Source organism: Xylella fastidiosa, assembly GCF_011801475.1.
Classification (GTDB): domain Bacteria; phylum Pseudomonadota; class Gammaproteobacteria; order Xanthomonadales; family Xanthomonadaceae; genus Xylella; species Xylella fastidiosa.
The window spans coordinates 1814172-1839872 of record NZ_CP044352.1 but is presented as its reverse complement, the minus strand read 5'-3'; the positions used below and the strand labels follow the sequence as shown (position 1 = coordinate 1839872).

Below are 25701 nucleotides of genomic sequence, written 5' to 3'. Positions count from 1 at the left end.
GCTTTAGGTGCTTTCTGCTATCCATAGTGAAGTAGGAGCGTGCTGTTCTAAGACACAGAAGATGAAGTTGATCAGCATTATCGAGAATGCTCGCACCACCAACCGTAAACAGAATGCACATTCGCGCTTCTCCTTATCGTCCTCGCCTGCCATCTGCAACACGAGCTTAGCAATTCCTTTGGCTTCTAACGAACAGCTTGGGTAGATCGACCACCCCATGAAGAAAATTAGTTTGGGTAGTTGAATTAACATGTCATACTGATGTACCGTTACACAATATCATTATGATCAATTTATTCTTTAACCATGATTAAAATACTAACAACTACTACAGATGTACCTCTAGATGGAAGTGATCTAAGAGAAAATGCCTTTTTAATCTATCGAAAACTGTTAAAAAATTTTGATAGCGATCAATTGATGCTTTTAGAGTCTTTGGGGATAAATTCGGTTGACTCTCGAGTTTCGATGGTAGGCATAAACCCGATAATTACTGTTAATGTAAAAAATAAGACGATATCAATACACAGCAATCCTAATCACTGTCCGTCTATCAACTCGTCGATAAAAAGATGGTATGGCAATTCCTAAAGGAATTTGAGAAAAACTTTTCTCAAGTACCGACGCATCAATGCGGAATTATGGCTTTCTCCTGCTTTTCTTATGAAACCATCCATTACATAGAAACAATTCCAGAAACTGAACTCAACGATCAAGATGACCATGATATAACTTTAATACTTTACCAATCACAATTAGTAATTGAACAAAACAAGGCTGAACTTATCACCTATTCTTTCCCTGGTGTTGAGGATTTTTACGTTGCGAATATTATTGATGCAATCACATGCATGACTGATGTTGAACAAGTACAAGATAAAAGTATTGATTTTGAAGTAATACAAGAAACAACACGTCATGACTACCTTGATAAAGTAAGAAAAGCATTACACCATGTTACTGTCGGAGATATTTACCAAGTACAAATAGGACAGAAGATCCAAGTAAAAGCAGAGACCACACCACTTGATGTCTATCGGCGATTACGGATATTAAATCCTTCACCCTAAATGTATTTATTTAGTATAAACGGTCAGACAGTCATTGGCGCCAGCCCTGAGTTATTTTTGCGCATCAGTACGGATGAAGAAATTCTCATGCGTCCGATTGCTGGCACATTAGGAAAAAGAGAGGGACGCACTCTTCATCATGCAACACAACATTTGCAAGCTGACAACAAGGAAGTTGCTGAGCACATGATATTAGTTGATTTATGTCGTAATGATATATATCGCGTCTGTACTCCAGAATCACTCAAAGTTTCAGGCGTATTGGAGATTGAAGAATACTCGCATGTATATCATATGGTTTCGACAACCAAAGCAATGTTAAAACAAGGACTCGACAAATACGATGTGATGATCGCATCGTTTCCAGCGGGAACCATGACTGGAGCACCGAAGGTTCGGGCCATGGAAATCATCTCAGAGCTTGAGGATAGCCAGCGCGGTAAATATGCCGGTGCGCTCGGCATCCTAGGCATTGGATCCAACTATATCAATACTGCACTTTGTATCCACTCTACTGTCTTAAAAAACCAAGTCTATACCTTGCGCGCATCTGCAGGGATTGTTTCCGACTCTCAAGAACAGTCTGAGTACTTAGAAACACTTCACAAAATGGGATCTATGTTTAAAGCAATTACTGGGGAAGAAATTTCATGCCATATCGAGTCATCGTCGTAGATGCTTATGACAGTTTTGTTCATATCTTGGTCTCATATTTTGAGCAGCTCGGTTGCAAAGTCACTGTATTGAGAAAAGATGATCCAGGATTGTTAGCACTTATTGACCCACTTTATAGCGACATAATCGTACTAGGACCAGGACCAGGACATCCATCACAATCAGGTTACGATATCATCCTAAATAAAAATTCAGGACGATTACCTGTGCTTGGAGTATGTTTGGGCCATCAAGCGATTGGCCTATATTATGGGTGCATTATAGAATATGCTAAAAATCTGATGCACGGCAAAACAAGTCTGATCAAACACGATGGTCAAGGTTGTTATGTCTCCTTAAATAGTAGAACGTTGAAAGTCATGCGTTATCACTCAATCATTGTCGCAAACAAAGATATTCCAAGTCATATGGCCGTGACGTCTTACTCAATAGACGATAATTACATTATGGGGTTACGACATCAGAGTTTGCCAATCGAATCAGTACAATTTCATCCGGAAAGCATTGCTACCGAATGTGGCTTGGATTTGATAAAGAACTTTATTACTACTTATACTTTTAATAAGAAAGGATGCAAATATGAAGAACTACACTAATCGTGAAAAATTGAACGCATTTCAAAAGCGTTATGACCCTATTACTACAGCTTATCGTGACCTAACGCTGACAGAAAAAACTCTTCAAAAGTGGAAAGAAGAACAACTCAAAATTGTTATTGCACATGTAAAAGAAAACTCTCCTTTTTATCGTGATCATTTACGTGATATAGAACCATCAAAGCTCACATTGAATATATTACATAAATTACCATTCACAACTAAGAATCATCTACGTGAACAGATGCAGCAGATTCTTTCCGGCTCTCTGAATGATGGCCTATACTACTACGAAACTACAGGAACTACGGGCGTAGCGACACCTTGTCCACGTGATCAAAAAGAAAGCTATGCAAGTAATCTCCAACTATAATATGCCTATGAAGATATACTTAAAGAGATTTTCCCTACCGATCATAAACCAATTCTAGGTATTCTCGGCCCAACTGAAATCCATTCATTCAGCGATACATTGGGTTCTATCGCTTTAAACATTGGCATCTGTCACGCTAAGATCTGGCCAGGCTCCCCTGTGATAGGTTTTGACAAATGCCTGAGCCTCATACGAGACCTCAAGGTAGAGATTATTGCTACTTCACCTGGACAGGTAATGACTTTGGCAAAGGAAGCAATGAAACGTGGGTTAGACCCGAAAAAAGATTTTCACGTTAAAGTCTTTATGCTGAGCGGTGAATTATGTACACCGGAGCTAGCTGAAAATCTGGAAAATTTATGGAATGCAAAGATTTACAATAGCCTGTACGGCTCTCAAGAAGCCTTTGTCATTGCATCTTCAACACCAAGTGGTTTGTTACGTCCACATTTACCTAACTATATCTTCGAGTTAGTTGAACCAAACACCGATAAATATCTTGGTGAGACTGGTGAGGGTGAACTAGTTGTGACTTGTTTAGTTGATGGTCTTAAACCACTCATGGTCTTAAACCACTCATCCGTTATCGCACTGGTGATATTGTGTCAATTAAGAGTGTAGCTAATAAACCATTTTTTGAAAAATATACAATAGATGTGGTGGGACGTGTAAGTGACTCTATCGAATTAAATGGAAAACATTTTAATGCAGCTCAAATAGAGTCTAGTCTTATAAAAAAGCATACGTGGTTGTCTTGGTTACCAAATTTTGCTCACTCGTTCCAATAATAATAAAGATTCAATAGTTGCCAAATTAGAGATACCTAATTTATCTCCACAAGAGCGACAATTATTAATAATAAAAAAACAAAAAATATTTTAGAGTACTTAGGTTGTCAGAGTACCGTGATGATTGTAGAAGATTTGTCTGACCATGTTAACCTTGGTGGTTGGATTAAATGGAAAGCTGCACGTTTAGTAGATACACGTCAGATAAATGGAAATTTAGAGCCTGAGGTTGAATTAAGTACTGGGCAATTAATGGAAAGACTTAACTCCTTATGAATATAGTTGTTCAAAGTGTATATGACAACACTCAAGAGTTCGAGATAATAAAAAAGTGGCGCGAGAATTATATTGGTATAAATCCCGCTAACGGAAATGATTTTGAATATTGGGAGTCTATTAGGGAGGATTGCTCTTATTCTTTTTATTTTTATTATGAAGATCAATTGGTTGGGGGAGTTCGTTTAACACCTTTAGGGCATGGAATAACTATGGGAGAAAGACAACTAGATCTGTTAAGATTTATTTCTGTACCGCTTGAAACTTTAGAGGTCAACAGACTTGTTATTGAAGAGCGAGCACGCGGAAAGAAAATTATGTATGAATCATTGCAATATTGCTTCCATTGGGACTCACGCAATACAACTCATTCTGAATTAATAGCGCTGTGTTTACCACATATGGTTCCCCTATATCGTCAAGTAGGAGCAACAATGATACATGACAATCTGCAAAGTAAAGAAATGCCAGAAAAAGAATATTCACTAATCAGCATTAATCTGAAGGGGTTATAATATGCCGAATTTTAAAAAACAGCTTGAGAATTCAGTTTCTCGTGAGTGGCAACATATTAAGAATGGCACTTTCTGGAAAAAATAATTTCTGAACCTGTTGATCCAAGACTCTACCAATTGATGATGGAACAAATATACCATTATACCCGTCATAATTCAGTGAACCAAGCGGCTGCAGCCTATAGTACTGCTCCAGAAAATCGCAGGTTGTTACGTTTCGTCTATAAACATGCATTAGAGGAGTTAGGGCATGAGCAAATGATAGTTCATGACCTGAAAAGCATAAATTTGTATAATGAAGGATTTGAGAATCATCGTCCTTTACCTGCAACTCAAGCTCTGATTTCATATTTATATAAAGTTGCGCTCGATAAAGGGGCGGTGGCTAGGCTTGGATATAGTTATTGGGCTGAAAATTGTTACGGTCATATTGATCCGTTACTTAGAAAATTTTCTAATGACCTCAACCTAACTGAAAATAATATGAGTTTTTTAGTTGCACATTCATAAATTGATTCTAAACACTCTGATGAAGTTAATGAAGCTATTTCATTTAGTGAACTTACAAAAGACGAGGAAGAGGAAATTATCAACACTGCTGTGACTACGCTCTATTTGACTGGTCAGATACTCGAACAGGTGGCTCATGAATATAGTCTTACTAGTGCTAAACATAAAGAACTTATCATAATTTGATTTCAGATAATGTTTACCGCAACCTGGCTAGGTGAGCGGCATACAAACTCCTCAAGGTACACAAAATGAAAATTTGCATCCTAGTAGGATCTAATCGACGTAATGGAATTAGTAGACAAGTCTGTGGGCTAATAAAGCAATATATCAATTGCCGAGCAATCGTTTCCTTCATTTTTCTGGCAGAAAAACGTATAGAGTTATGCGATGCTGATAATAATTGTTCTAACAAGAAATGCTCCCTAAATGATGATATGGAATATATCATTAAACAGATGATTGAGGCAGATGGCATCATTTATATGCCGGTGATGCATGCGTACGGTACTAACAGTTGCTTTAAAGCATTTTTGGAGCGATCTGGTTATGGGTATTTTCGTACAATGGGAAGACCATTAAAGGACAAGGTAGCGTCAGTAATTGTTATTGGTCGTCGTTACGGACACACTGCGGTTTACTCTCAGATCGTCCTTAACATCATGCTTAATAAAATGATCCTTGCTGGGTCAGGTTTCCCCGTCCTATTCATGGGTATGCTTGGTCAGGCATCAGAGGATATTGAAGCTCTTGAAGCTCTTGAAGCTCTTGAAGCTCTTGAAGCTCTTGAAGAAACGCTCAACCGAATGATTTCAATTTCCTATAGGCTCAGGGTAGGATTGTTCATGGAGGCTCCTGCGTATGCTTAGTAACTGAATTTTTGGAATATTATTAATCCTTATGCTGATTTTTTCTCTACAAATTCTTAAGTCTAATTATAAAAAATTAACGTACAAAAGTCTTTATTTATAGACTTAAGATAAATTATCTTAAAAACTCATGAGCAGCATCACGTATCGTCATTAACTTACCAATGTTGTATCACCTCAAACCGATAAGTTAGTAGCTTATTTTTTTTCTAAGAAAATCTTTTATATTATTATCCTGAAGATTGGCTGCTCCTCTTGTTATCTTTGTAATGCTTACTCCTAGTTTACTGGCAACTTCACGTTGTGAGTTGCTAGTGTTTAGAAGCTCATTATAGATACGAATACGGTCAATGAGGTCCTCCATTTCGCTCCTAGTTAGAATGCACTCCAAAATGAGTTTCATATCGTCAGTAGAATCTGTCTTACACAAAATTTTAATCAGCATTTCAAATGCTTGTTCACGTGACATAATCGACACCTTCTGAGATATAAATATAAAAATCTATTTTTTAATAGCTTTAAAAAAATAGATAAAGCTAATTATTCTAAAGATATTATAATCATATCGTAAAGTCGTTCCTGGCACGCTCAGGGATTCAATAGCCAGGAAGCATCTGCAGAACAATCTGAATCGAAAGAAATGCGTGAAAATGATCACATATTTTGTTTTCATCTGTATTTTGCTTGACAGGGTGTTAGATTCTGTACTCCATCGCAACCAGATGATCTTTGGAGAGATAGCATGTTTTTTTTGAGACAAGGTCACTTAACACTCTGCTTGATTGCTGCATTGCTTGCTTCGTCCCCATCTTTTGCTTCGACACAACCACAAACCGCGCCGTTCACACTACCGCCACTCCCCTACGCTGTCAGCGCGCTGGAGCCGGCGATTGATACGCAGACCATGACGTTACATCACGACTTCCATCACAAGGCCTACGTAGATAACCTCAATGCTGCAATCAAGGATATACCGACACTCTCCGGAAAAACGCTGGAGCAACTTCTGGCCATCGCATCCACGTTGCCGCCAGTGGTACGAAACAACGCCGGCGGCCACTGGAATCACAGCGAGTTCTGGAAGATGATGGCTCCGGTTGGCAAGGGAGGGAAACCATCGGCAGCGCTGGAAGCACAAATTAAAAAGGACTTTGGTTCACTAGACGCTTTCAAGGAGCGCTTCAACAAAGCCGCAACAGGTCGTTTCGGCTCGGGCTGGGCTTGGATGATATTGACCAGTAGCGGACTGCAGATCACATCAACACCCAATCAGGATAACCCACTGATGGATGTGGTAGAGGTACGCGGTCAGCCATTGCTAGCCTTAGATGTTTGGGAGCATGCGTACTATCTCAAGTACAAGTACAAACGTGCTGATTATCTGAACGCTTGGTGGACAGTTGTGAACTGGAATGAGGTCAACCATTTATTCGAAGTGGCAAAAAAGGATCAACATAAGCGAATCATTAATCCCCAGCATTAACACTGAACAACACAGAATGATTGCTCTATCTTCAAGCAAACTCGGACTTTCATCCTGAGTCAGACATGCAATCACCAGGCGGCCGATCATAGTATCAGGCCGCGTTGGTGCCTAACCTGACTTCACGTAACATCTTTTCTACCCCTGTTTGCGCTTTCTTCCTCATTACGGAGACAATGCGAGTCATCACCCGTGATAGATACGGTAAAAGCAATAATAGAAAATACGAAATAACTTGTGTTCCCTGGAATTAATTCGAAAAAATAATACTTATCTGAAATTATAAATATCCATTTCATAAAATACTGACTTACTCATGTCTGGGTGCTCTAAAGCACTGCTGCTTAGCATTAGCCTCACGTTGATGCATACATAACGTCAGAAGCAAGTCATATCGACTTCTTGGAAGAAGCGCATAATATGCGTGAAATTAGCATAAGGGAGATCGTAGTGAACCACGCCGTTTTATCTTCGTGTATCGATAAATGCGGCGACTGTTTCGCCTCAGAAGCAGCGCGTATAAAGTTTGACAATGACATTGAGGCGATCTTCGAACTCAAACGCAAACGAAACGCTGTCATTCTTGCGCATAATTACCAAACTCCAGAGATCTTTCATGGTGTTGCCGACATTGTGGGTGACAGCCTCGCATTAGCCCGTAAAGCAATTGATGTCGATGCCGATGTGATCGTCCTTGCCGGAGTGCATTTCATGGCAGAGACCGCAAAACTGCTGAATCCAGAAAAAACCGTATTGATCCCCGATAGGGAGGCAGGTTGCTCTTTAGCGGAGTCGATTACACCGGAAGACGTAGCCTTATTACGTCAGGCGCATCCTGGCATTCCTATTGTCACCTATGTGAATACTTCAGCAGCCGTAAAAGCGGCTTCAGATATCTGCTGCACCTCAGGTAATGCCAAAAAGGTGGTGGAAGCACTTGGTGTTCCCAAAGTTCTGATGATTCCAGACGAATATTTAGCACGCAATGTTGCCAAAGAAACGGAAGTCCAGATCATTTCATGGCATGGCCATTGCGAAGTCCATGAACTTTTCTCAGCCAGCGATATCTTGCAGCTTCGCGAAAATCATCCAGGTGTCACCGTACTCGCCCATCCCGAATGTCCGCCGGATGTGGTGGCAGCAGCAGATTTTGCAGGCTCCACAGCAGCGATGTCCGACTATGTCACTACTAAGCAGCCCAAGCGAGTCGTACTTCTCACAGAATGCTCAATGAGCGATAACATCGCCGTCCATCATCCAGATGTTGAGTTCATCAGCTCCTGCAATCTTTGCCCGCACATGAAACGGATCACGCTTGCCAATATCCGAACCGCCTTGGAAGAAAACCGTCACGAAGTCACGGTAGATGCAAAAATTGCAGACCCCGCACGACGCGCCGTTGAAAGGATGTTGGCGATATGACCAACGAGCAAGATGGCTAAGATAGTGGACTGTTTTGCAGACCGCCCCATCATCGTTGGTAGCGGGCTTGCTGGTCTGATCGCAGCACTGACCATTTCTCCTGAACCCTCAGTGCTTGTCACGCGCAGCGCCTTGGGCGCAGAAACATCAAGCGCATGGGCTCAGGGAGGAATGTCGGTCAGCCTTAGCCCAGATGACAACCCCAGCCTGCATCTTGCCGACACCTTGGCGGCTGGCGATGGTCTGTGTGATGCAGTCGCTGCAGAGAGCATCATCTTGGAAGCGCTTGACGCTTTTCATGTCCTACAACACTTTGGCATCCACTTCGACCAAGATAGCAACGGCCATCTGGCGCTTGGACTGGAAGCAGCCCATTCCCGTCGCCGTATCGTGCATGTTGGGGGCGATAGATCGGGTACAGCGATTGTCCAAGCATTGACTGCGTGTGTTCTCAACGATCCCTCAATCACCGTGCTTGAGGGCCTCGAAGCACGACACATTCTGATGGCTGATAACGTGGTCTGTGGCTTGCTGCTTGCCAACCCGACATCCGAGATTGTGTTGCCTTCGTCAAGAATTCTTCTAGCAACAGGCGGCATTGGCGGGCTTTATGATGCGACTACCAACCCAGTGAACAACTTTGGTCAAGGTATCGCGATGGCTGCACGTGCTGGCGCCGTGCTGGCTGATATGGAATTCGTACAGTTCCATCCGACGGCCCTCCATTGCCACAACCGCCCGCTGGCGCTCGTCAGTGAAGCTGTCCGTGGTGAAGGTGCAGTCCTCATTAACGAACGTGGCGAACGCTTTATGGCGGATATTCCTGGTGCCGAACTTGCAGCTCGTAACATCGTTGCACAGGCAATCAGCGCCGAAATAACCCGCGGCGGCCAAGTATTTCTCGATGCCAGGCAAGCATTGGGAGCACGCTTCAGCACCCGCTTTCCAACCATCACCGCACTCTGCCACAAAGTAGGTATTGACCCTGTACACATGCCGATTCCAGTCTGTCCCGCTGCTCATTACCACATGGGCGGTATCGCAACCGATCGCCAAGGCCGCAGCAGCATTCCTGGCTTATGGGTTGCGGGTGAAGCAGCGTCTACAGGCTTACATGGAGCAAATCGGCTTGCGAGCAATTCACTGCTTGAGGCCGTCGTCATGGGGACACGTGCAGCCCGAGATATCACATCCCACAACACACCCCACCCCCTCGGAACAATCCCTATCACCCCTAAAAAGCCTGATACCACACTGATCCGGCCGATTGTCTCTCAGTGCCTTGGCGTACTTCGCCATGCCGCGGATATGCATCGTGCTATTGCTGCCCTCTTGCCTTTTGTGGAAGGCGAAGAAGAATCTTCAGATCCCGCCATCGTTGCATTGCTGATCGCCATCTTTGCACATCTTCGCACCGAATCACGCGGTGCCCATGCACGCACCGATTTCCCTCTCAAACATGACACAACACAGCGGCGCAACATGACACTTGAGGATGTTCTTGAAATCGCCCACTCCCGTATTGCACAACGCAAAGAAAAGATCTCCTGACATGAACCTCGTTTCTCTTCCACGTATCATCATTGAACCGATGGTACGCCATGCGCTTGCAGAAGATTTAGGACTTGCAGGCGACATTACCTCAGCCGCAGTTATCCCTGAAAAACATCGTTCCACAGTGATCATCGTGGCGCGTCAGGCGGGAGTCATCGCGGGATTGGATATGGCCGAGCTGGCATTCCAGCTCATTGATGCCGAACTTGTCATGATGCGGCATGTGCATGATGGCATGAAAGTAGAACCGGGCGATGTGATTGCTACCATCACCGGTTGCTCACGGGCATTGCTCACTGCCGAACGTACAGCACTCAATTTTCTGAGCCATCTCTCAGGCATTGCAACAGCGACTGCATCGATCGCTACAGCCATTGCAGGAACAAAAACAATCGTTGTCTGCACACGTAAAACGCTCCCGGGAATACGTACCTTACAAAAATATGCAGTCCGGGCCGGTGGTGGCATGAACCATCGATTTGCTCTGTACGATGCGATGTTGATCAAGGACAACCATATCGCAATTGCAGGCAGTGTCCGCGAAGCACTGCGCCATGCAAAAGCCATGGCCGGTCATCTGGTGAACATTGAGATTGAGGTCGATACTCTTGAACAGCTACATGAAGCGATGGAAATAGGAGTAGACGCGGTCTTACTTGACAATATGCAGCCCTCCGAATTGCGAGAGGCGGTGAACATTGTTGCAGGGCGAGCGATCACCGAAGCATCTGGACGCATTACTCCAGAAACAGCGATCAACATTGCCGCTTCTGGTGTCGATCTGATCTCTGTCGGCTGGATCACTCATAGCGCCCCCATCCTTGATATCGGCCTAGATTTTAAGAGTGCTGCATCAGATCGATAAAATCGAGGTCGAAATCCTATTGGATTCTGGTATTAACTAGTACGGTGCCGTAGGCATTACCACCGACAACACATATCCCTGCCCTTCCCTCTTGATACAACATGATTGCTTTGCCATCCGATGAAGGCAACATTGATACGAACCCATCGGTCATCTTGGTGTCCTCTCAGAAAACGGAAAATAAAGCACACTAAGCCTTGCTCGCTATTTCCAGCGGCGACGGCTCTGGCTAAGTACGAGCTAAGTCTGCCTGCATAGCTTCTCCCCATCCCCATCCCCATCCCCATCCCCATCCCCATCCCCATCGCCATCGCCATCGCCATCGCCGCAACCGGCATGGTCGCCTACGCCACCAATAGCGGCATGGAAAACGCCCCCTTGGCGATCAACAAGGCCAAGATTGTGATCACTCAGGCCGTCATCGTTGCCGAACAACACGCCAACGGCAAGGCATCACGCGCCGGGCACGAGAACTCGGAGCAGATCTGGGTCTATGACGTGGAAATGGAATCACTCAACCAAATTCTTTTTCTCTCCATCAATGCCCCGGAGCATCCCGGCGCCCTGACATTGATGGTGCCTATTTCCCTTGGCGAGTGGTTCATTTGGACGGTGCCACTCCTGATCGGCATCGGCTGGCTACGCGACAGTGAGAACACCTGCAAGACGATGCTTGTCGCAACCGCATCGGGATTGCTCGGCCTATTCCTCATTCCCAAGCGATCACCTGACCCTGTGCTAGGCAATTGCTTTTAGCCTCGCGCTGCAAAGAGGTCCGCGAATCGCAGGCACCGGGTTGACCTTGTTAGGTATTCCCATTGCTTGGGCACGCATCTACCTTGGGGTTCACTTCCCGTTCGATCTCAGCTTGTACATCAGCACCTGGGGATTCGCTTCGGCTTCCAGCCATTCACGAGGAGCCACTACCGACAGGCCGTCCAGTTGCTGACCGAGCTGACCAGGCAGACCAACAAGGGCATCGTGCTGAGCAGTATCTTGATCGAACACTTGCGGCGGCAGTTGAGCGGGCAAGCGCCGAGGCAATCATCCGCGCGAACCGGCGCATCTACGAAACATTGGCCGAACCGCTGGCGGAGGTGCATCGTCAGCGCCTTGACGATCTACTCAAACGCTGCGACAACGGCAAGATGACCTGGCTTCGCGGCACATGCTGGAACACATCGAACGCCTCAAGGCATGGCAGACACTCGACCTGCCGACTGGCATTGAGCGGCAGCTCCATCAGAACCGGTTGTTGAAAATTGCCAGCGAGGGTTGCCAGATGACGCTTGCTGATCTGGCGAAGTTCGAGCCGCAGCGTTGCTATGCAACCCTGGGGCATGGCCACTGTCACTGACGAAATCATCGATCTGCACGACCGCATCCTGGGCAAGTTGTTCAACGCCCCCAAGAACAAGCATCAGCAGTAGTTCCAGGTGTCCGGTAAGGTGATCAACGTCAAGGTGCGTCTGTGCGGCCGCATTGACCAGGCGCGGATCAATGTTAAGCAAGCAGGCCGCGATCCGTTTGCCGCCATCAAGGACCGTCATTGTCCTGGGATGCCTTTGTCGAGAGCGTCACCAAGGCGCAGCGGCTCGCGTAACCGGAAGATTTCGATTTTCTACACCGCATCGGCGAGAGCGACGCGACGCGCCGAAATTCCTCGACGTGCTCAAGCTGTGGGCTGCACCTGCCGCCAAGGATGTGCTCGACGTCATCGACGTGCTGCACGGTATGAACAGCGACAACGCGCGCAAGATGCCCGCCGATGCGTCGACCGGGTTTATCAAGCCGCGCTGGCCGAAGCTGGTGATAACCGACACAGGCTTTGACTGAGGTTACTAGGAGCTGTGCGCGCTGTCATAACTGAATTCGCTGCGCTGCGGCAACATCTGGGTGCAAGGCTCGCACCAATTCAATGACTTTGAGGACTACCCGGTGCCGCCCGCGACATTCGCCAGCCTCAAGCAGGCCAGCGAATTGCCGCTGGCCGTGGCCACACTCCTCACTTCGCGCACCTGAAATCGGGCGACCAGGCCAAGGACAAGAGCCTGCTGCTGAGCACGATCCTGGCCGATGTGATCAAGCTGGGCTAGACCAAGATGGCAGAATCCTGCCCCGACACCATCTACGCCAAACTGGCTTGGCTGCAAGCTTGGCACATTTGCAACGAAACCTATGGGGCGGTGCTGGCCGATCTGGTCAACGCGTAATTCCGGCATGCATTCGCCGAACACTGGGGCGACGGCACCCCGTCATTATCGGACGGCCAGAACTTCCGCACTGGCGCAAGGCCGAGAGCACGGGCCGCAGCAACCTGAAATACGGCAGCAGCCCAGGGTGGATGTTCTCTATACCTACATCTCCGATACCCGCGTCAGAACGGCCTGGCCGTGGTCCTGCGTGAGCTAGGGCGCATTGAGTGCACGCTACTGGCTGCAAAACGTGGAGCTGCACCTGAGCACATCAATCTGAATGGTGATTACCTGTGGCGCAACAGCGCAAAGATCGGCGCTGGCAAGTTTAGACCACTACGACTGTTGCAACCGGATTAGCGTGCTTTATTTTCCATTTTCTGAAGCAACCGTCGATGTATTCATTGAACTGCCCCTGTTGAATAAAGCGTAGTGTTGAATAGGGAGCAGATTGGTTTGTAACGATTTCTATCTTCTCTATTGTTGGTGATCCTAAAAACCACGCGATGCAATCGTGAATTGAGTCCATAAGAAAATGTAGTGACTTGGTCCGATGCTCGCAGTGCATCGCGTGGTTTGCCTCTGATTGAAGGGAGCGCGATGTGTGGCAGGCTTACCACAAGGAAGCATTTTGAAAAGTTGTAGGGAAAATGGAGGCTGTTGGGCAATCACCGGTATCCAGTCTGTGGTGTATGTGGCTTGTTGCAACGTTGTTTGGCACGATGCATATCCATGATGAGGATGGGTAATCCATAGACCAATCATGATTGCGGTATCGGGCAGATACCAGACAAGTTAATTTTTCGTGTCGGTCATGGGGATTGAGGGATCAGTAAGGGTTACTGCGCCTAGGGTTGTAGGTAGGCCAAGTAGATAAGAATTACCTGGGATGTGGGCTGTTTTTATATGAAATCAATTTTTTAATATGAAAATGCGTATTGCAAGTTGGAACGTTAATTCACTCAATGTACGTTTGTCTCAGTTGCAGCAGTGGCTGGTGGAGGCTGCGCCTGATGTGCTTGGCCTTCAGGAAACGAAGTTGGAGGACCATCAGTTTCCAGAAGCAGCGTTGGCGGCATTGGGCTATGTCAGTGTGTATGCGGGGCAGAAGACGTATAACGGTGTCGCACTTCTGGCACGCGTGGCGTTGGAGGATGTGCAAGTCGGTATCCCGGAGTTCGAGGATGTGCAGCGACGGGTGATCGCTGCAACTGTGGATGGGATACGCGTTGTCAATCTATACGTGGTTAATGGTCAAGAGGTTGGGACAGACAAGTACGCTTACAAATTAAGCTGGTTAGATGCGGTGTACCACTGGCTGGCCGAGGAGCTGCAACGCTATCCCCGCCTTGTGGTTCTGGGTGATTTCAATATTGCTCCTGATGCCCGGGACGTCTACGATCCGCAGGTATGGAATGAGGATCATATTCTCACTTCGACCACGGAACGTGCGGCACTGGATAAGCTGTTAGGACTGGGGTTGCATGATGGTTTTCGCTTGCATCACCAGGATGCGGGGATATTCAGTTGGTGGGATTACCGGCAAGCTAGTTTCCGGCGCAATAGGGGCTTACGTATTGATCTCACGCTTGTTTCGGAGGCGTTGCGCGCGCAGGCGGTGGCTTCTGGAATCGACCGCGTGCCTAGAGGCTGGGAACGACCCAGTGATCATGCTCCAGCGTGGATTGAATTAGCTTTGGCGGTGTCTTCATCACCTTAGGCGTTCGGTGTTGAGAGACCGCCCGAAAACGTCAATGGGAGGTGTGTTATCTCACGCAATAACGACCACGTTTTGATGTCATGCAAGTGCGGTAAGTACGGTGTGTGAGCGTTACTGGCAATGGGGCAATGTACGGTTGTGGCTGCGCGGGCGGACGCGTTGTGAGCGGGGGGAGCCGCAGGCACGGCTTGTCTTCAGCAAGGCATTAGGGTGGGATCCAGAGGCACTGCCGTTAGGCAGGGATGTGCGTGGCCGTCCTCGTTTTGCTGGACCTTTGTCAGTCTGGGATATCAGTTGGAGTCATAGCGGCGACTATTTGCTATTGGCCTTGGGTTATAGGGGATGTCTGGGCGTGGATTTGGAACGTGAGCGCTTTCGGCCACATTTGCTCGATCTGGCGCAGCGTTTTTTCCATCCGAACGAAACGGCGGTATTGGGTACATTGGATGAGCCAGCACGGCAGGCGTTGTTCTTCCGCTTGTGGTGTGCCAAAGAAGCCATTCTGAAGGCTCACGGTGCTGGTATTGCGTTTGGTTTGCACCGCTTACATTTGGCTGAGGATGAGGGACATCTGATGTTGGTGGAGTGTGATGCGGCATTGGGCGCAGCCATGGCGTGGAGGATATATGAGTGGCAGGCTGCACCGGGCTATCGTGCGGCATTGGCTTGGCGTCCGTTTGCCACAATTGAGTAGAATTGCCCATGTCGAACAGCGCTGCACTAGGCATTTAGAAAATTATCCGCTTGTTGCAGGAGCGGAATAACATGCGATCGCGAGAAGCCAGCTGTATTTCAGGAGATGGGAGCGGCAAGGTGCGCCACTGTCATCCATAGCTTCCTCAATGATCTCTTTCCGTGTGCTCGATATAGGATCTCCATGTTTTTACTGGGGCATGTTCTAAAACGAAGCCAATTTACCGATGAATGATTCTTCTCTTTCCCCAGAAGTGACAGCAGACTTGGAATATGGTCTGGATATCTTGGAACTGGACCGTGCCTATGTTGTTCCGCTGTTGGCCTATTTGACACTGCTCATACGCTGGAACCGTACCTACAATTTAACTGCGATCCGTGATCCACGGGAGATGGTGGTCCGTCATTTGCTCGATTCGTTGGCGATACAGCGTTATGTGACTGTCGGCCGCCTTGCTGACCTTGGCTCTGGTCCGGGATTGCCTGGGATTCCGCTAGCGATTAGTTGCCCGTCTCTACAGGTGACATTGGTGGAAAGCAATGGCAAGAAGGCGCGCTTTCTACGGGAGGTGGTGCGTCAACTTGGTTTGAGTAATGTGGGTGTGTCTGAGGTGCGTGCCGAGGCGTTGGACGAAGCTCTCATGTATGAGCATCTCACTGCACGTGCCTTGGATACATTAAACGGCATTGTTACGGTTGGCGGGCATCTGCTCAAATCTGAGGGGACGTTGCTGGCGATGAAGGGTGCCTATCCTCATGAGGAGATCGCCATGTTGCCACCCCATTGGGTTGTCGAAGCAGTACACCGATTGCAAGTCCCCAAGCTAACCGGAGAGCGGCATTTGGTGATAGTACGGAAGAGATAGTGTTGTCTCAGCTCTTCCACATAGTGCCTTTGCGACTTCGACCACGTGTTCTGCAGTGATATTAAAATGTTTGTACAACACATCCGCTGGGGCTGATGCACCAAAGGTGTCCAGGCCAATCACGGCACCATGTAACCCTACGTATTGCCACCAAAAACCAGTGACGCCAGCTTCTATTGCAACACGCTTGTGGACTTTCGATGGGAGGACCGACTCACGGTAGGTGGGGTCCTGACGTTCAAACACATTGGTCGATGGCATCGAGACCACGCGTGTTTTTAGCTGCATCGCATCAAGTGTCTTTTTCGCTTCGATCGCTAGGCTGACTTCCGAGCCGGTCGCGATCAAAATGATGTCTGGGATGCTGCTCGCCGCGTCAGCCAAGATATAGCCACCGCGTGCAATCTGCTCAAGTTGTGCATCATGGCGCGGTTGGTGCGGCAAGTTTTGGCGGCTGAACACCAAACAGCTCGGGCCGTTATTGCGAGTGATCGCCGCCTTCCATGCCACTGCAGATTCAACTGCGTCACAGGGACGCCACACGTCATTGTTCGGGATATAGCGCAGTGCGGCTAAGTGTTCAACAGGCTGATGCGTTGGACCGTCTTCGCCAAGTCCGATTGAATCATGTGTGTAAACGTGAATCACATGTGCTGGGATCAATGCACTCATACGCACTGCGTTGCGGGCGTAATCACTGAATACTAGAAATGTCGCGTCGAAGGGGATAAAGCCGCCATGCAATGCAAGTCCATTTGCGATGGCACTCATCCCAAACTCACGTACGCCGTAATAGGCATAGTTGGCGTTGGGGGCGTCGCCAACAACTGTTTGGCTCCCTTTCCACAACGTTAGATTGGAATGTGCCAAGTCAGCCGAGCCACCAATTAACTCGGGAAGTAAAGGTGCAAATGCTTCAATCGCCATCTGCGATGCTTTACGGGAAGCAATGCAGGGCCCCACAGCGTGAACTTTGGCAATGTAAGCATCCAATTGGCTGAGAAAATCAGTAGGTAACTCAGCGTGGGAGCGCCGGGTTAATTCAGCTGCTTCCTTAGGATACTGTCGGGCATAGTTGTCGAACGCCTGCTCCCACTCAGCTTGACGTAGCATGCCTGTGCCGTTAGCACGCCAACCATCGTAAATCTCGGACGGAATCTCGAACGGGCCGTATGGCCAATCCAACATCTTACGCGTGGCCTCCAGTTCCTCCGCTCCTAGTGGGGCACCATGCGAAGATTCTTTACCAGCTTTATTTGGTGAGCCAAATCCGATCACGGTACGGCAGCATAGCAATGAGGGCTTGTTCTCTTGAGCAACGGCGGCTTGGATTGCGGTTGCGATTTTTTCCGCATCATGGCCATCAATATCGCGGATTACATGCCAACCATAGGCTTCGAATCGTGCTGGAGTGTCTTCGGTAAACCAACCCGCAGTATTGCCATCAATAGAAATATTGTTGTCATCCCAGAAACAAATCAATTTGCCTAAGTTCCAGGTACCCGCCAGCGCGGCTGCTTCATGTGAGATACCTTCCATGAGACAGCCGTCGCCCATGAACACCCAGGTGCGGTGATCGACAATGAGATGTTCCGGACGGTTGTAGCGTTGCGCTAGAAGTTTCTCGGCCAAGGCAAAACCCACTGCGTTAGCAAACCCCTGACCAAGCGGCCCAGTAGTCGTCTCAATCCCTGGGGTCTCGCTACGCTCAGGATGACCAGCTGTTTTGCTATGCAGCTGACGGAATTGCTTGAGTTCATCTAACGGCAGGTCATAGCCACTTAAATGCAGCAATGCATATTGCAACATCGAGCCGTGACCGTTGGAAAGAATGAAGCGGTCACGGTTAAACCAGTTCGGGTTGTTAGGGTTATGGCGTAGGAAATCGTTCCAAAGAACTTCAGCGATATCTGCCATTCCCATCGGCATGCCCGGGTGCCCAGAATGAGCAGCTTGTACTGCATCAGCGGCAAGGAAACGGATTGCGTTGGCCAACTGGCGGCGTGTGGGTTTGGTCATGATGCATCGACGGTAGAGAAAGGGGCATCGTGAAAGTCATACGATGCCCCACTATTGTCCCACAGTGACACGATCTCAGATCAAGGCCCACTGATTCCATAAGCCACTAAGCACTTCCTTCTGCCTGAGGCTCGCCTCTGCACACCAATGTAGTCAATGCTAGATCGCCAGTCACATTTAATGCAGTGCGGCACATGTCCAGGAAGTGGTTCACCCCCAAAATCAGCCCAATACCGACAGGATCAACCCCGACCATGGCACAGATGAGTGCCACCACTGGAAGCGAGCCGGACGGTACACCAGCGGTGCCGATGCCACCCAGGATGCATACTGCCATGACCATCGCTTGCTGACTAAAACTGAGGTCCACACCAAAAAATTGCGCCAGGAAAATGACGGTCAAACCTTCAAACAATGCCGTGCCATTTTGATTAGCAGTTGCACCAATGGTCAGTACGAAACGCGAAATTTTTTTCGGTAGCTTCATATCGTCAGCAACACGCAGCGCGGTTGGCAAAGTGGCATTGCTAGAGGCTGTAGAGAACGCCATCAAGGTTGCTTCTTGAGTTTCGCGGAAAAAACGCAGCGGTGAACGCCCCGCCCACCATACTGCTAAACCATAGGTAACAAACATATGCAGCGACAACCCCAGGACCACAACACCGACATAAGCCGCCAACCGTATCAACAACTCTAGGCCGAATAACGACGTCAAGTTGAACATAAAGCAGGCTACTGCATAGGGTGCAAGACGGATCACCAGTCCAATCAAGACCATCGAAACTTCAAATACACCCTCAATAGCACGCTTCAGTGTCTCTACCTTCTCCTGCGGCACCAGAACCATACCAATGCCAAACATGATCGTGAAGAACATCAGCGATAAAATGGCATCGTTGCTGGAAGCCGCTGCGACTACGTTGCTCGGTACGATTGATAACAGCATATCCATGCCGTGGATTTGGGTATCTGTGGAATCGACGATCTGGCGGCTACGCTCCGCATTTTCACTAAGCAGCTGCTGCGCCAACTGCGGATCGACACCCACACCTGGTTTGAGTACGTTGACAAGCACCAATCCGATTAACACAGCCACGGATGAGAGCACAACGGTATAACCCAGGGTACGCCAACCGATGCGACCGAGTGCGCTGATGTCCCCCATTTCGGCCACGCCGACCACGAGTGCCGAGAACATCAAGGGCACAATCAGCATGAAGATCAGATTGAGGAATAACTTGGAAAACGGTGTGGTGAGATAATGGGTGGCATGTTGCACCCAAACGACATCAGCACCAACCCAATAGTGCGCAGCCAAGCCGATTAGCAAACCGCCAAGAAAACCTATGCTCATCTTCCAGTGCATTGGCAGGCCGGAATGAGAAGCAGCAGCAGATGAAGTCATCAATTCTAGCCTCTCAGGCAAAGATGGAAGCGAAGAGTAGCAAACATTATCGCTAAACCACACACGCAATCACACTCACACTGATACAACAAAGGCAGGATTAGGAATAATTTTGTCGGTACAGGGAATGATTAAAGGTTTGAAAGCCACAGTGTTGCTTGCCTTGCATGCGGTGTACTTGGGCATCCGCAAGCAAGATGATGTGAGCTTCATCATCCTAAAGAACTAGAGGAAGCTACCGCATGTGTGCGTGGTAAAAAGCAATGCTGGCTGTGCCAAGAGTATCCATTTGCTCTCTTCCTGGGCTTCAGCATCCAAAATGAGTTTGCACTATGAAGTCGCGCTAATCTTTGTTTTTTTTATGATCGCTATGTTGCAGATAAAGCAAATTCTTTCCAGATGCTGATCAAAGTGCCTTGTGCCACTGCTGAAGTTTCTATATTTATGATTCCCCTGAATGTTTAGATCGAATTCAAAAAATGCGGCATACCAAAAGTATGCGATGGCTGGCTCTTTTCACTCCACCATTGCAATTCAAGGACTGGCTGGCCGCATGTACCTGAGCCTGTGGATATGGAACTCTCTATATCGCCACTCAAACCTGCAAGCGAATCGCGCAGGTCACTCCAGTCCCTCCCAGTCCGCAATAGCCGTTGGGATGTTTTGCAAGATATTGTTGGTGCTCATTCTCAGCATAGTAGAAAGGTGGTGCCGGATGGAGTATCTCTGTCGTAATTGCAGTGTAACCAGCAGTATTTAGTTGTTGCTGGTAAACCTCTCGGCTGGCTGATGCTGCAGCATATTGCTCAGATGTAGTGCAATGGATCACAGAACGGTACTGGGTACCGATATCATTGCCCTGGCGCATCCCTTGTGTGGGATCATGGGATTCCCAAAATGTCTGCAACAACTGCTCAAATGAAATAACAGTGTGGTCATACACTACCAAGACAACCTCTGCATGCCCCGTCTCCCCAGAACAGACTTCACGATAAGTCGGATATGGCACCCCGCCGCCAGCATAACCTGCTGCTGTACTGAATACTCCAGGCAATTGCCAAAACAGACGTTCTGCACCCCAAAAACAACCTAATCCAAATTGGATCAGCGCCAAACCCGGGAAGGAATCGCATAGTGGATGGCCATTGACGTAATGGCGATTATCCAATGGCAATGGTTCAGTACGTCCTACCCGAGATTCATCAACGCGCCCTAGATGCTTGAGGGCTTCGATTGTCATTACCATGATGTAACCTCGATCGAATATGTTCATGCTGTGCAGCAATGTGCAGACAGGCTTGCAAACCCTGTTACAACGCGAAACGGAAACACGGCACAGATACCGACCATTAGGGGCATTTACCCTCTGGCATCGCTGAGCTATGGTGATTAACGATCAGCCACTTTCCATCACTCTTAGTGTAAGCGAAGCTGTAGCGTGCCTGCACGTTACGTTTGCTGCCATCCTTGTTGGTCAAAACGAAGGTATAGACACCAGCATCCAATGCATTGTTCTTGTCCAGAAGATTCACTTTACGGTAGTTAATGTATCCGTGAGGTTTAAATTCTAAAAAGTACTTAAAGTAGTCAAGAATTTCAGCTGGAGTGCTACGGACCTGGTTAGACATGGTTGGCAACAGCACAGCATCTGGTGTGTACAACTCAGCAACATTATTTGGATTTCCTGTGGTTAAGGCAGCATTCCAACGATCAAACAGTTGAGCAACCTCACGTTCCTCAACGTTGGAAACCAATGGCGCATTTCCTTTGTAGCACTTTACGTTGCCTGCAAAAACCGGAAAGGCAAAGAATGAAAGTGATAGAGAGAGCAAGATACGATACACGGGAGATCACCCTGAATTATTTATCGTAATTAGCTTAGCTAAAAGATTTAACGTTTTCCAGAGCACCAAATTAAGATTAAATCCAATCCAACAACACTAGTACTCCTAATTAATTTAGTTAGGATATGCATATTAGAGGTTGTATATATGCAGAAAAAAATTTCAATACCGCTGCACATTAGCAATCGCTTTATAGGAAACAAGCACCAAGTCGAAATTAACGTATGAGGTATCAGTACATCTCACCTGCCCAATCAAGATGAACTTCGGATAGGTCGATGAGCACTCACTAAATATTATGGGCATGTTTCCCCTCAGCATCGGCACGCTGATGGCACACCACTTGGCAATCTGGAGTGCAGTAGCATAAAGATGAGTCGTGTTACAACTGGATATAATGCGATGTTGTAAGTCAAACATCATACGTTTCCTGTAATGTGTTTTTTTTTTCAAATAGGCTTGATAGCGGCAATGCGACTGAGTTATCTCCAATGGATGGTATTGATGGTGCTATTCTTGTACGTGTACATGCGTGGTTTCCAGCAATTGTGCCGCTGGATTTGTTATCGTCTTTACTATGAACCTATTGGCTCCCATCTACAGTTACCCTACATTATTGCGCTTGCCGATCTACGGTGTCGGCAAGACCCAACCACCACTTGATTTATGGAACAGGACACCATGGCAAAAATCGCCAAGAACGTGAAGGCTGCTCCGAAGAAGGCAGTGAAAAAACAAACCGCTAAGCCGGCCACCATCAAACCGATCAAAGAAACACTGAGTAAATCTGCTTTGGTAGCTCACTTGGCTGAATCCAGTGCATTGGCAGCCAAGGATGTACGCACTTTACTGGGTGCTCTGGAGAATACCATTCATGCCTCACTGCATAAGAAGGGAGTTGGTAGTTTCACCCTACCAGGTTTGTTGAAGATCAGTACGGTCAATGTGCCTGCCAAGCCAAAACGCAAGGGAATCAATCCTTTTACCAAAGAAGAGCAATGGTTTGCTGCCAAGCCAGCTTCGGTAAAGATCAAGACCCGCCCGTTAAAAAAGCTTAAAGACGCGACACTTTGATGACTTACGCAGTAAAGCGATTGGGGCGGTCTTGGCCATCTCAATTGCTTTTGAGGTCACCTTGTCCTCTGCAAGCGCTGTTTTTTTGTATATGAATTTTATTCTAGTAAAAACTGCTCGCCGTTAAATTTTGTGTAGAGAAGAAACAATTGCACAAAAAAATACATGAGAAATTTTATATGAGTTCATGAAATAAAAAATAATAGTGATTATAAAATAATAAAATCTTATTTCTTTTATATGCTATTCTAAGAAAAATAAAAAATCACTTAACCTGCTTCAGAGCAAGAATAGCTTATAGCGCGAATTTAATTACAAATTTGGAAACAATGGCCACATTTAAAAACTCAATTCAATTGTAGAACTTAAAGGTAGTCGTTATATCAGTTGCACACTGCACACGGTTCACATATGGGTTTACCGATGGTATTGAAACGAAGTATGGTAAGTCCAATAGATCATGACCTATTATTACGTTATGTGCGATTTTTTGAATGGGCTTTCAGAAATGAGTTCACTAGTTGCAGCAAATGCTATTTCAGTGATGATAAAGTCGGTCCCTGCATCAATCATGCTGCTCTGGCACCTTATGCTAGGTTACTTCAATGGCACATGACACTGATACAAACATCTGGTTAAGATTTCCAGCTGATTCCTTTACCTAATTATTCTTGGAGTTTTACGTGATCTCGCGTACCGCCATTTTGGCTGCTGCCATTAGTCTATCGCTTGCTGGTTGTTCTTCCAAAGAATCTTCCGCAATCCCTGAGAAAACTACAACCACACCTCAAATGCCAGTTACTACCAGCAATCCACTGTTAACGGCCAGTTCCTTACCGTTCCAAGCGCCACCGTTCGATAAAATTAAGGACAGCGATTATTTGCCCGCGTTCGAGGAGGGAATGAAGCAACATCTGGCTGAAATCACCAAGATTGCTGAGAATCCCGATGCACCGACCTTCGAAAACACTATCGAAATGCTGGAGCACAGCGGCACAACCTTGGATAGGGTCTCACGAATTTTTTTCGGTCTAGTACATGCTGACACCAATGATACGCGCCAAAAGATTCAGGAAGAAATCGCGCCTAAGCTGGCTGCACACCAGGATGAGATTTATTTGAATCCCAAGCTGTTCACTCGGATCAAGTCAATTTACGATCAGCGTGACACGCTTAGTTTGGACCCATTACAGAAACGTTTGGTCGAACGTGATTATGAAGGATTCGTACATGCCGGCGCTCAGTTGCCTGAAGCAGATAAAACAACTTTACGTAAAATCAACGTAGAAGAGAGTACTCTGTCCACACAGTTTCACGCTAAGCTAGTCGCCGCCACAGCGGCAAGTGCCATTGTGGTTGATGAAAAAAATAAACTTGATGGACTGAGCGAGGGCGACATTGCTGCAGCAGCGGAGGCTGCCAAGGCGCGTAAGCTCAATGACAAGTACGTACTCGCATTACAAAATACCACTCAACAACCTATATCAGCTTCGCTGAAGGATCGTGAATTACGTGCTCTGGTGTTACAAGCTTCAGAAACTAGGGCCGAAAAAGGTGACGCTAACGATACCCGCCAAATCGTGCAGCGCCTAACTCAGTTACGTGCACAAAAAGCCAAGTTACTCGGTTTCCCAAACTATGCCGCTTATAACTTGGCAGATCAGATGGCAAAGACCCCTGAAGCAGCGCTAAAACTACTCAACGATACCGTGCCTGCGGCTACTGCAAAAGCACGTAAAGAGGCTGCCGAAATTCAAAAATTGATTGATAAGCAACGTGTCAATACTAAAGCGAATCACTTTGAGTTGGTTGCCTCTGACTGGGATTTCTATGCGGAGCAGGTGCGCAAAGCCAAGTACAATTTGGATGAAGAGCAAATCAAACCGTATTTTGAGCTCGACAACGTGCTGCAAAACGGTGTTTTCTACGCCGCCAATCAGTTATACGGGATCACTTTTAAGGAGCGCAAAGATATACCAACTTACCATCCGGACATGAAGGTTTACGAGGTGTTTGACCATGACGGCGGCTCGTTGGCACTGTTCTACACTGATTACTTTAAACGTGACAGTAAATCCGGTGGTGCTTGGATGGATGTGTTCGTTGAACAAAATGCGATCACCGGGACCAAACCCGTGGTCTACAACGTTTGCAACTTTACTAAGCCTGCACCTGGCCAGCCGGCACTATTGAGCTTCAAAGACGTGACCACCCTCTTCCACGAGTTTGGCCATGCGTTACACGGGATGTTTTCGAAAGTGAAGTATCCTTCGTTGGCAGGCACCTCAACATCACGCGATTTTGTTGAATTCCCGTCGCAATTCAACGAACACTGGGCCTCTGATCCAAAGGTGTTTTCACATTATGCCAAGCACTACCAAACCGGTGAGTCCATGCCACAGAGTTTGGTGGACAGTATTCGCAAGGCAAAAACTTTCAACCAGGGTTACGCAACTACCGAGTACCTTTCAGCCGCACTTCTAGACTTGGCTTGGCATACCTTGCCAGCCGATGCGCCACTGGAGGATGTGGACAAATTCGAAGCCGATGCACTGAAGAAGTACAAGGTCAATCTGAAAGAAGTGCCGCCACGCTATCGCACTAGCTATTTTGACCATATTTGGAGTGGCGGCTATTCGGCAAGCTATTACGCTTACTTTTGGTCTGAAGTGTTGAGTGATGACGCATTCGAGTGGTTTAAGCAGCACGGTGGTCTAGACCGTAAGAATGGCGATATATTCCGCGACAAAATTCTCTCGCGTGGCAACAGCATTGAGTTGGGCGATTTGTATCGGCAGTTCCGCGGCCAGAATCCGAGTGTGCAACCACTGTTAGATAACCGTGGGTTAAAATAAATGAGCTAAGTGCTCGGCAGGACGAGATGGTATC

Annotated in this window: 25 protein-coding genes and 1 pseudogene; 20 read left to right on the top strand and 6 right to left on the bottom strand. The window is 47.2% G+C overall.

What is annotated here, in order from left to right; translation table 11 throughout:
• Positions 1-572: 572 nt before the first annotated feature.
• The 9 genes from F7G16_RS12800 (at position 573) to F7G16_RS08145 (ending at position 5672) form a co-directional block, all read left to right on the top strand.
• Positions 573-1070 carry a glutamine amidotransferase gene (locus F7G16_RS12800; RefSeq protein WP_004572886.1) on the top strand — a complete coding sequence of 166 codons (498 nt, stop codon included), beginning with the start codon at positions 573-575 and terminating at the stop codon, positions 1068-1070.
• A complete protein-coding gene (locus tag F7G16_RS12795; protein ID WP_004572885.1) occupies positions 1071-1745 on the top strand; it encodes a chorismate-binding protein in 675 nt (224 codons plus the stop codon).
• Positions 1721-2341 (top strand): anthranilate synthase component II, encoded by a 621-nt coding sequence (locus F7G16_RS08165; RefSeq protein ID WP_004572884.1) that lies wholly within the window; start codon positions 1721-1723, stop codon positions 2339-2341. Before F7G16_RS12795 ends, F7G16_RS08165 begins: the two co-directional genes overlap by 25 nt.
• On the top strand, positions 2325-2714 hold the full coding sequence (locus F7G16_RS12275; protein ID WP_004572883.1) for a phenylacetate--CoA ligase family protein: 390 nt from the start codon (positions 2325-2327) through the stop codon (positions 2712-2714). Before F7G16_RS08165 ends, F7G16_RS12275 begins: the two co-directional genes overlap by 17 nt.
• A 159-nt stretch (positions 2715-2873) precedes the next feature.
• Positions 2874-3335, top strand: a complete 462-nt coding sequence (locus F7G16_RS12270; protein WP_330848576.1) for an AMP-binding protein — start codon at positions 2874-2876, stop codon at positions 3333-3335.
• A gap of 287 nt (positions 3336-3622) precedes the next feature.
• Positions 3623-3778 carry a hypothetical protein gene (locus tag F7G16_RS12265; RefSeq protein ID WP_157291836.1) on the top strand — a complete coding sequence of 52 codons (156 nt, stop codon included), beginning with the start codon at positions 3623-3625 and terminating at the stop codon, positions 3776-3778.
• On the top strand, positions 3775-4293 hold the full coding sequence (locus F7G16_RS08155; RefSeq protein ID WP_011097827.1) for a GNAT family N-acetyltransferase: 519 nt from the start codon (positions 3775-3777) through the stop codon (positions 4291-4293). The genes F7G16_RS12265 and F7G16_RS08155 overlap by 4 nt, the downstream gene beginning before the upstream one ends.
• Positions 4294-4452: 159 nt before the next feature.
• A complete protein-coding gene (locus F7G16_RS12260; RefSeq protein ID WP_228762620.1) occupies positions 4453-4803 on the top strand; it encodes an iron-containing redox enzyme family protein in 351 nt (116 codons plus the stop codon).
• A 251-nt stretch (positions 4804-5054) separates the two neighbouring features.
• Positions 5055-5672 carry a flavodoxin family protein gene (locus F7G16_RS08145; RefSeq protein ID WP_038232890.1) on the top strand — a complete coding sequence of 206 codons (618 nt, stop codon included), beginning with the start codon at positions 5055-5057 and terminating at the stop codon, positions 5670-5672.
• Between the two features lie 190 nt (positions 5673-5862).
• Here F7G16_RS08145 and trpR read toward each other — a convergent pair whose 3' ends face one another.
• Positions 5863-6141, bottom strand: coding sequence for a trp operon repressor (gene trpR / locus F7G16_RS08140; RefSeq protein ID WP_004572878.1), 279 nt, complete (start codon positions 6139-6141; stop codon positions 5863-5865).
• 273 nt (positions 6142-6414) lie between these two features.
• Between trpR and F7G16_RS08135 the strand changes: the two genes are divergently transcribed.
• The 4 genes from F7G16_RS08135 to nadC all read left to right on the top strand — a co-directional run bounded on the left by F7G16_RS08135 (position 6415) and on the right by nadC (position 10996).
• Positions 6415-7155: a superoxide dismutase gene (locus tag F7G16_RS08135; RefSeq protein WP_004572877.1), complete on the top strand. Its 741-nt coding sequence runs from the start codon at positions 6415-6417 to the stop codon at positions 7153-7155.
• Between the two features lie 420 nt (positions 7156-7575).
• Positions 7576-8577 carry a quinolinate synthase NadA gene (gene nadA, locus F7G16_RS08130; protein ID WP_004572876.1) on the top strand — a complete coding sequence of 334 codons (1002 nt, stop codon included), beginning with the start codon at positions 7576-7578 and terminating at the stop codon, positions 8575-8577.
• Positions 8578-8589: 12 nt separating this feature from the next.
• Positions 8590-10128 (top strand): L-aspartate oxidase, encoded by a 1539-nt coding sequence (locus F7G16_RS08125; RefSeq protein ID WP_004572875.1) that lies wholly within the window; start codon positions 8590-8592, stop codon positions 10126-10128.
• Between the two features lies 1 nt (position 10129).
• Positions 10130-10996 (top strand): carboxylating nicotinate-nucleotide diphosphorylase, encoded by an 867-nt coding sequence (gene nadC / locus F7G16_RS08120; protein WP_004572874.1) that lies wholly within the window; start codon positions 10130-10132, stop codon positions 10994-10996.
• A 16-nt stretch (positions 10997-11012) separates the two neighbouring features.
• On the opposite strand, the gene F7G16_RS11950 is transcribed toward nadC, so the two are convergent.
• Positions 11013-11150, bottom strand: coding sequence for a hypothetical protein (locus F7G16_RS11950; RefSeq protein WP_155561256.1), 138 nt, complete (start codon positions 11148-11150; stop codon positions 11013-11015).
• Between the two features lie 182 nt (positions 11151-11332).
• On the opposite strand from F7G16_RS11950, the gene F7G16_RS08105 reads away from it, so the two are divergent.
• The 5 genes and pseudogenes from F7G16_RS08105 (at position 11333) to rsmG (ending at position 16470) form a co-directional block, all read left to right on the top strand.
• Positions 11333-11752 carry a phosphatase PAP2 family protein gene (locus F7G16_RS08105; protein ID WP_012382560.1) on the top strand — a complete coding sequence of 140 codons (420 nt, stop codon included), beginning with the start codon at positions 11333-11335 and terminating at the stop codon, positions 11750-11752.
• Positions 11753-11836: 84 nt separating this feature from the next.
• A pseudogene (locus tag F7G16_RS08100) lies at positions 11837-13206 on the top strand (Tn3 family transposase); the annotation flags it as partial.
• A 916-nt stretch (positions 13207-14122) separates the two neighbouring features.
• Positions 14123-14911, top strand: coding sequence for an exodeoxyribonuclease III (xth, locus tag F7G16_RS08095; protein WP_011097821.1), 789 nt, complete (start codon positions 14123-14125; stop codon positions 14909-14911).
• 100 nt (positions 14912-15011) lie between these two features.
• On the top strand, positions 15012-15605 hold the full coding sequence (locus F7G16_RS08090) for a 4'-phosphopantetheinyl transferase family protein (RefSeq protein WP_004572866.1): 594 nt from the start codon (positions 15012-15014) through the stop codon (positions 15603-15605).
• A gap of 226 nt (positions 15606-15831) precedes the next feature.
• Positions 15832-16470 (top strand): 16S rRNA (guanine(527)-N(7))-methyltransferase RsmG, encoded by a 639-nt coding sequence (rsmG, locus tag F7G16_RS08085; protein ID WP_004572865.1) that lies wholly within the window; start codon positions 15832-15834, stop codon positions 16468-16470.
• Here rsmG and tkt read toward each other — a convergent pair.
• From tkt to F7G16_RS08065, 4 genes are all read right to left on the bottom strand, one after another.
• Positions 16429-18489 (bottom strand): transketolase, encoded by a 2061-nt coding sequence (gene tkt, locus F7G16_RS08080; RefSeq protein ID WP_004572864.1) that lies wholly within the window; start codon positions 18487-18489, stop codon positions 16429-16431. The genes rsmG and tkt overlap by 42 nt on opposite strands.
• Before the next feature lie 106 nt (positions 18490-18595).
• A complete protein-coding gene (locus F7G16_RS08075; protein WP_004572863.1) occupies positions 18596-19894 on the bottom strand; it encodes a dicarboxylate/amino acid:cation symporter in 1299 nt (432 codons plus the stop codon).
• 595 nt (positions 19895-20489) lie between these two features.
• The gene (gene msrA, locus F7G16_RS08070; RefSeq protein WP_011097820.1) at positions 20490-21140 is read right to left on the bottom strand and encodes a peptide-methionine (S)-S-oxide reductase MsrA; all 651 of its coding nucleotides are present in this window, start codon (positions 21138-21140) and stop codon (positions 20490-20492) included.
• 103 nt (positions 21141-21243) lie between these two features.
• Positions 21244-21738, bottom strand: a complete 495-nt coding sequence (locus tag F7G16_RS08065) for an SgcJ/EcaC family oxidoreductase (protein WP_011097819.1) — start codon at positions 21736-21738, stop codon at positions 21244-21246.
• Positions 21739-22419: 681 nt separating this feature from the next.
• Between F7G16_RS08065 and F7G16_RS08060 the strand changes: the two genes are divergently transcribed.
• Positions 22420-22812 (top strand): HU family DNA-binding protein, encoded by a 393-nt coding sequence (locus tag F7G16_RS08060; RefSeq protein WP_004085448.1) that lies wholly within the window; start codon positions 22420-22422, stop codon positions 22810-22812.
• A gap of 686 nt (positions 22813-23498) precedes the next feature.
• On the top strand, positions 23499-25667 hold the full coding sequence (dcp, locus tag F7G16_RS08055; RefSeq protein ID WP_038232005.1) for a peptidyl-dipeptidase Dcp: 2169 nt from the start codon (positions 23499-23501) through the stop codon (positions 25665-25667).
• The last annotated feature ends 34 nt before the right edge of the window (positions 25668-25701 follow it).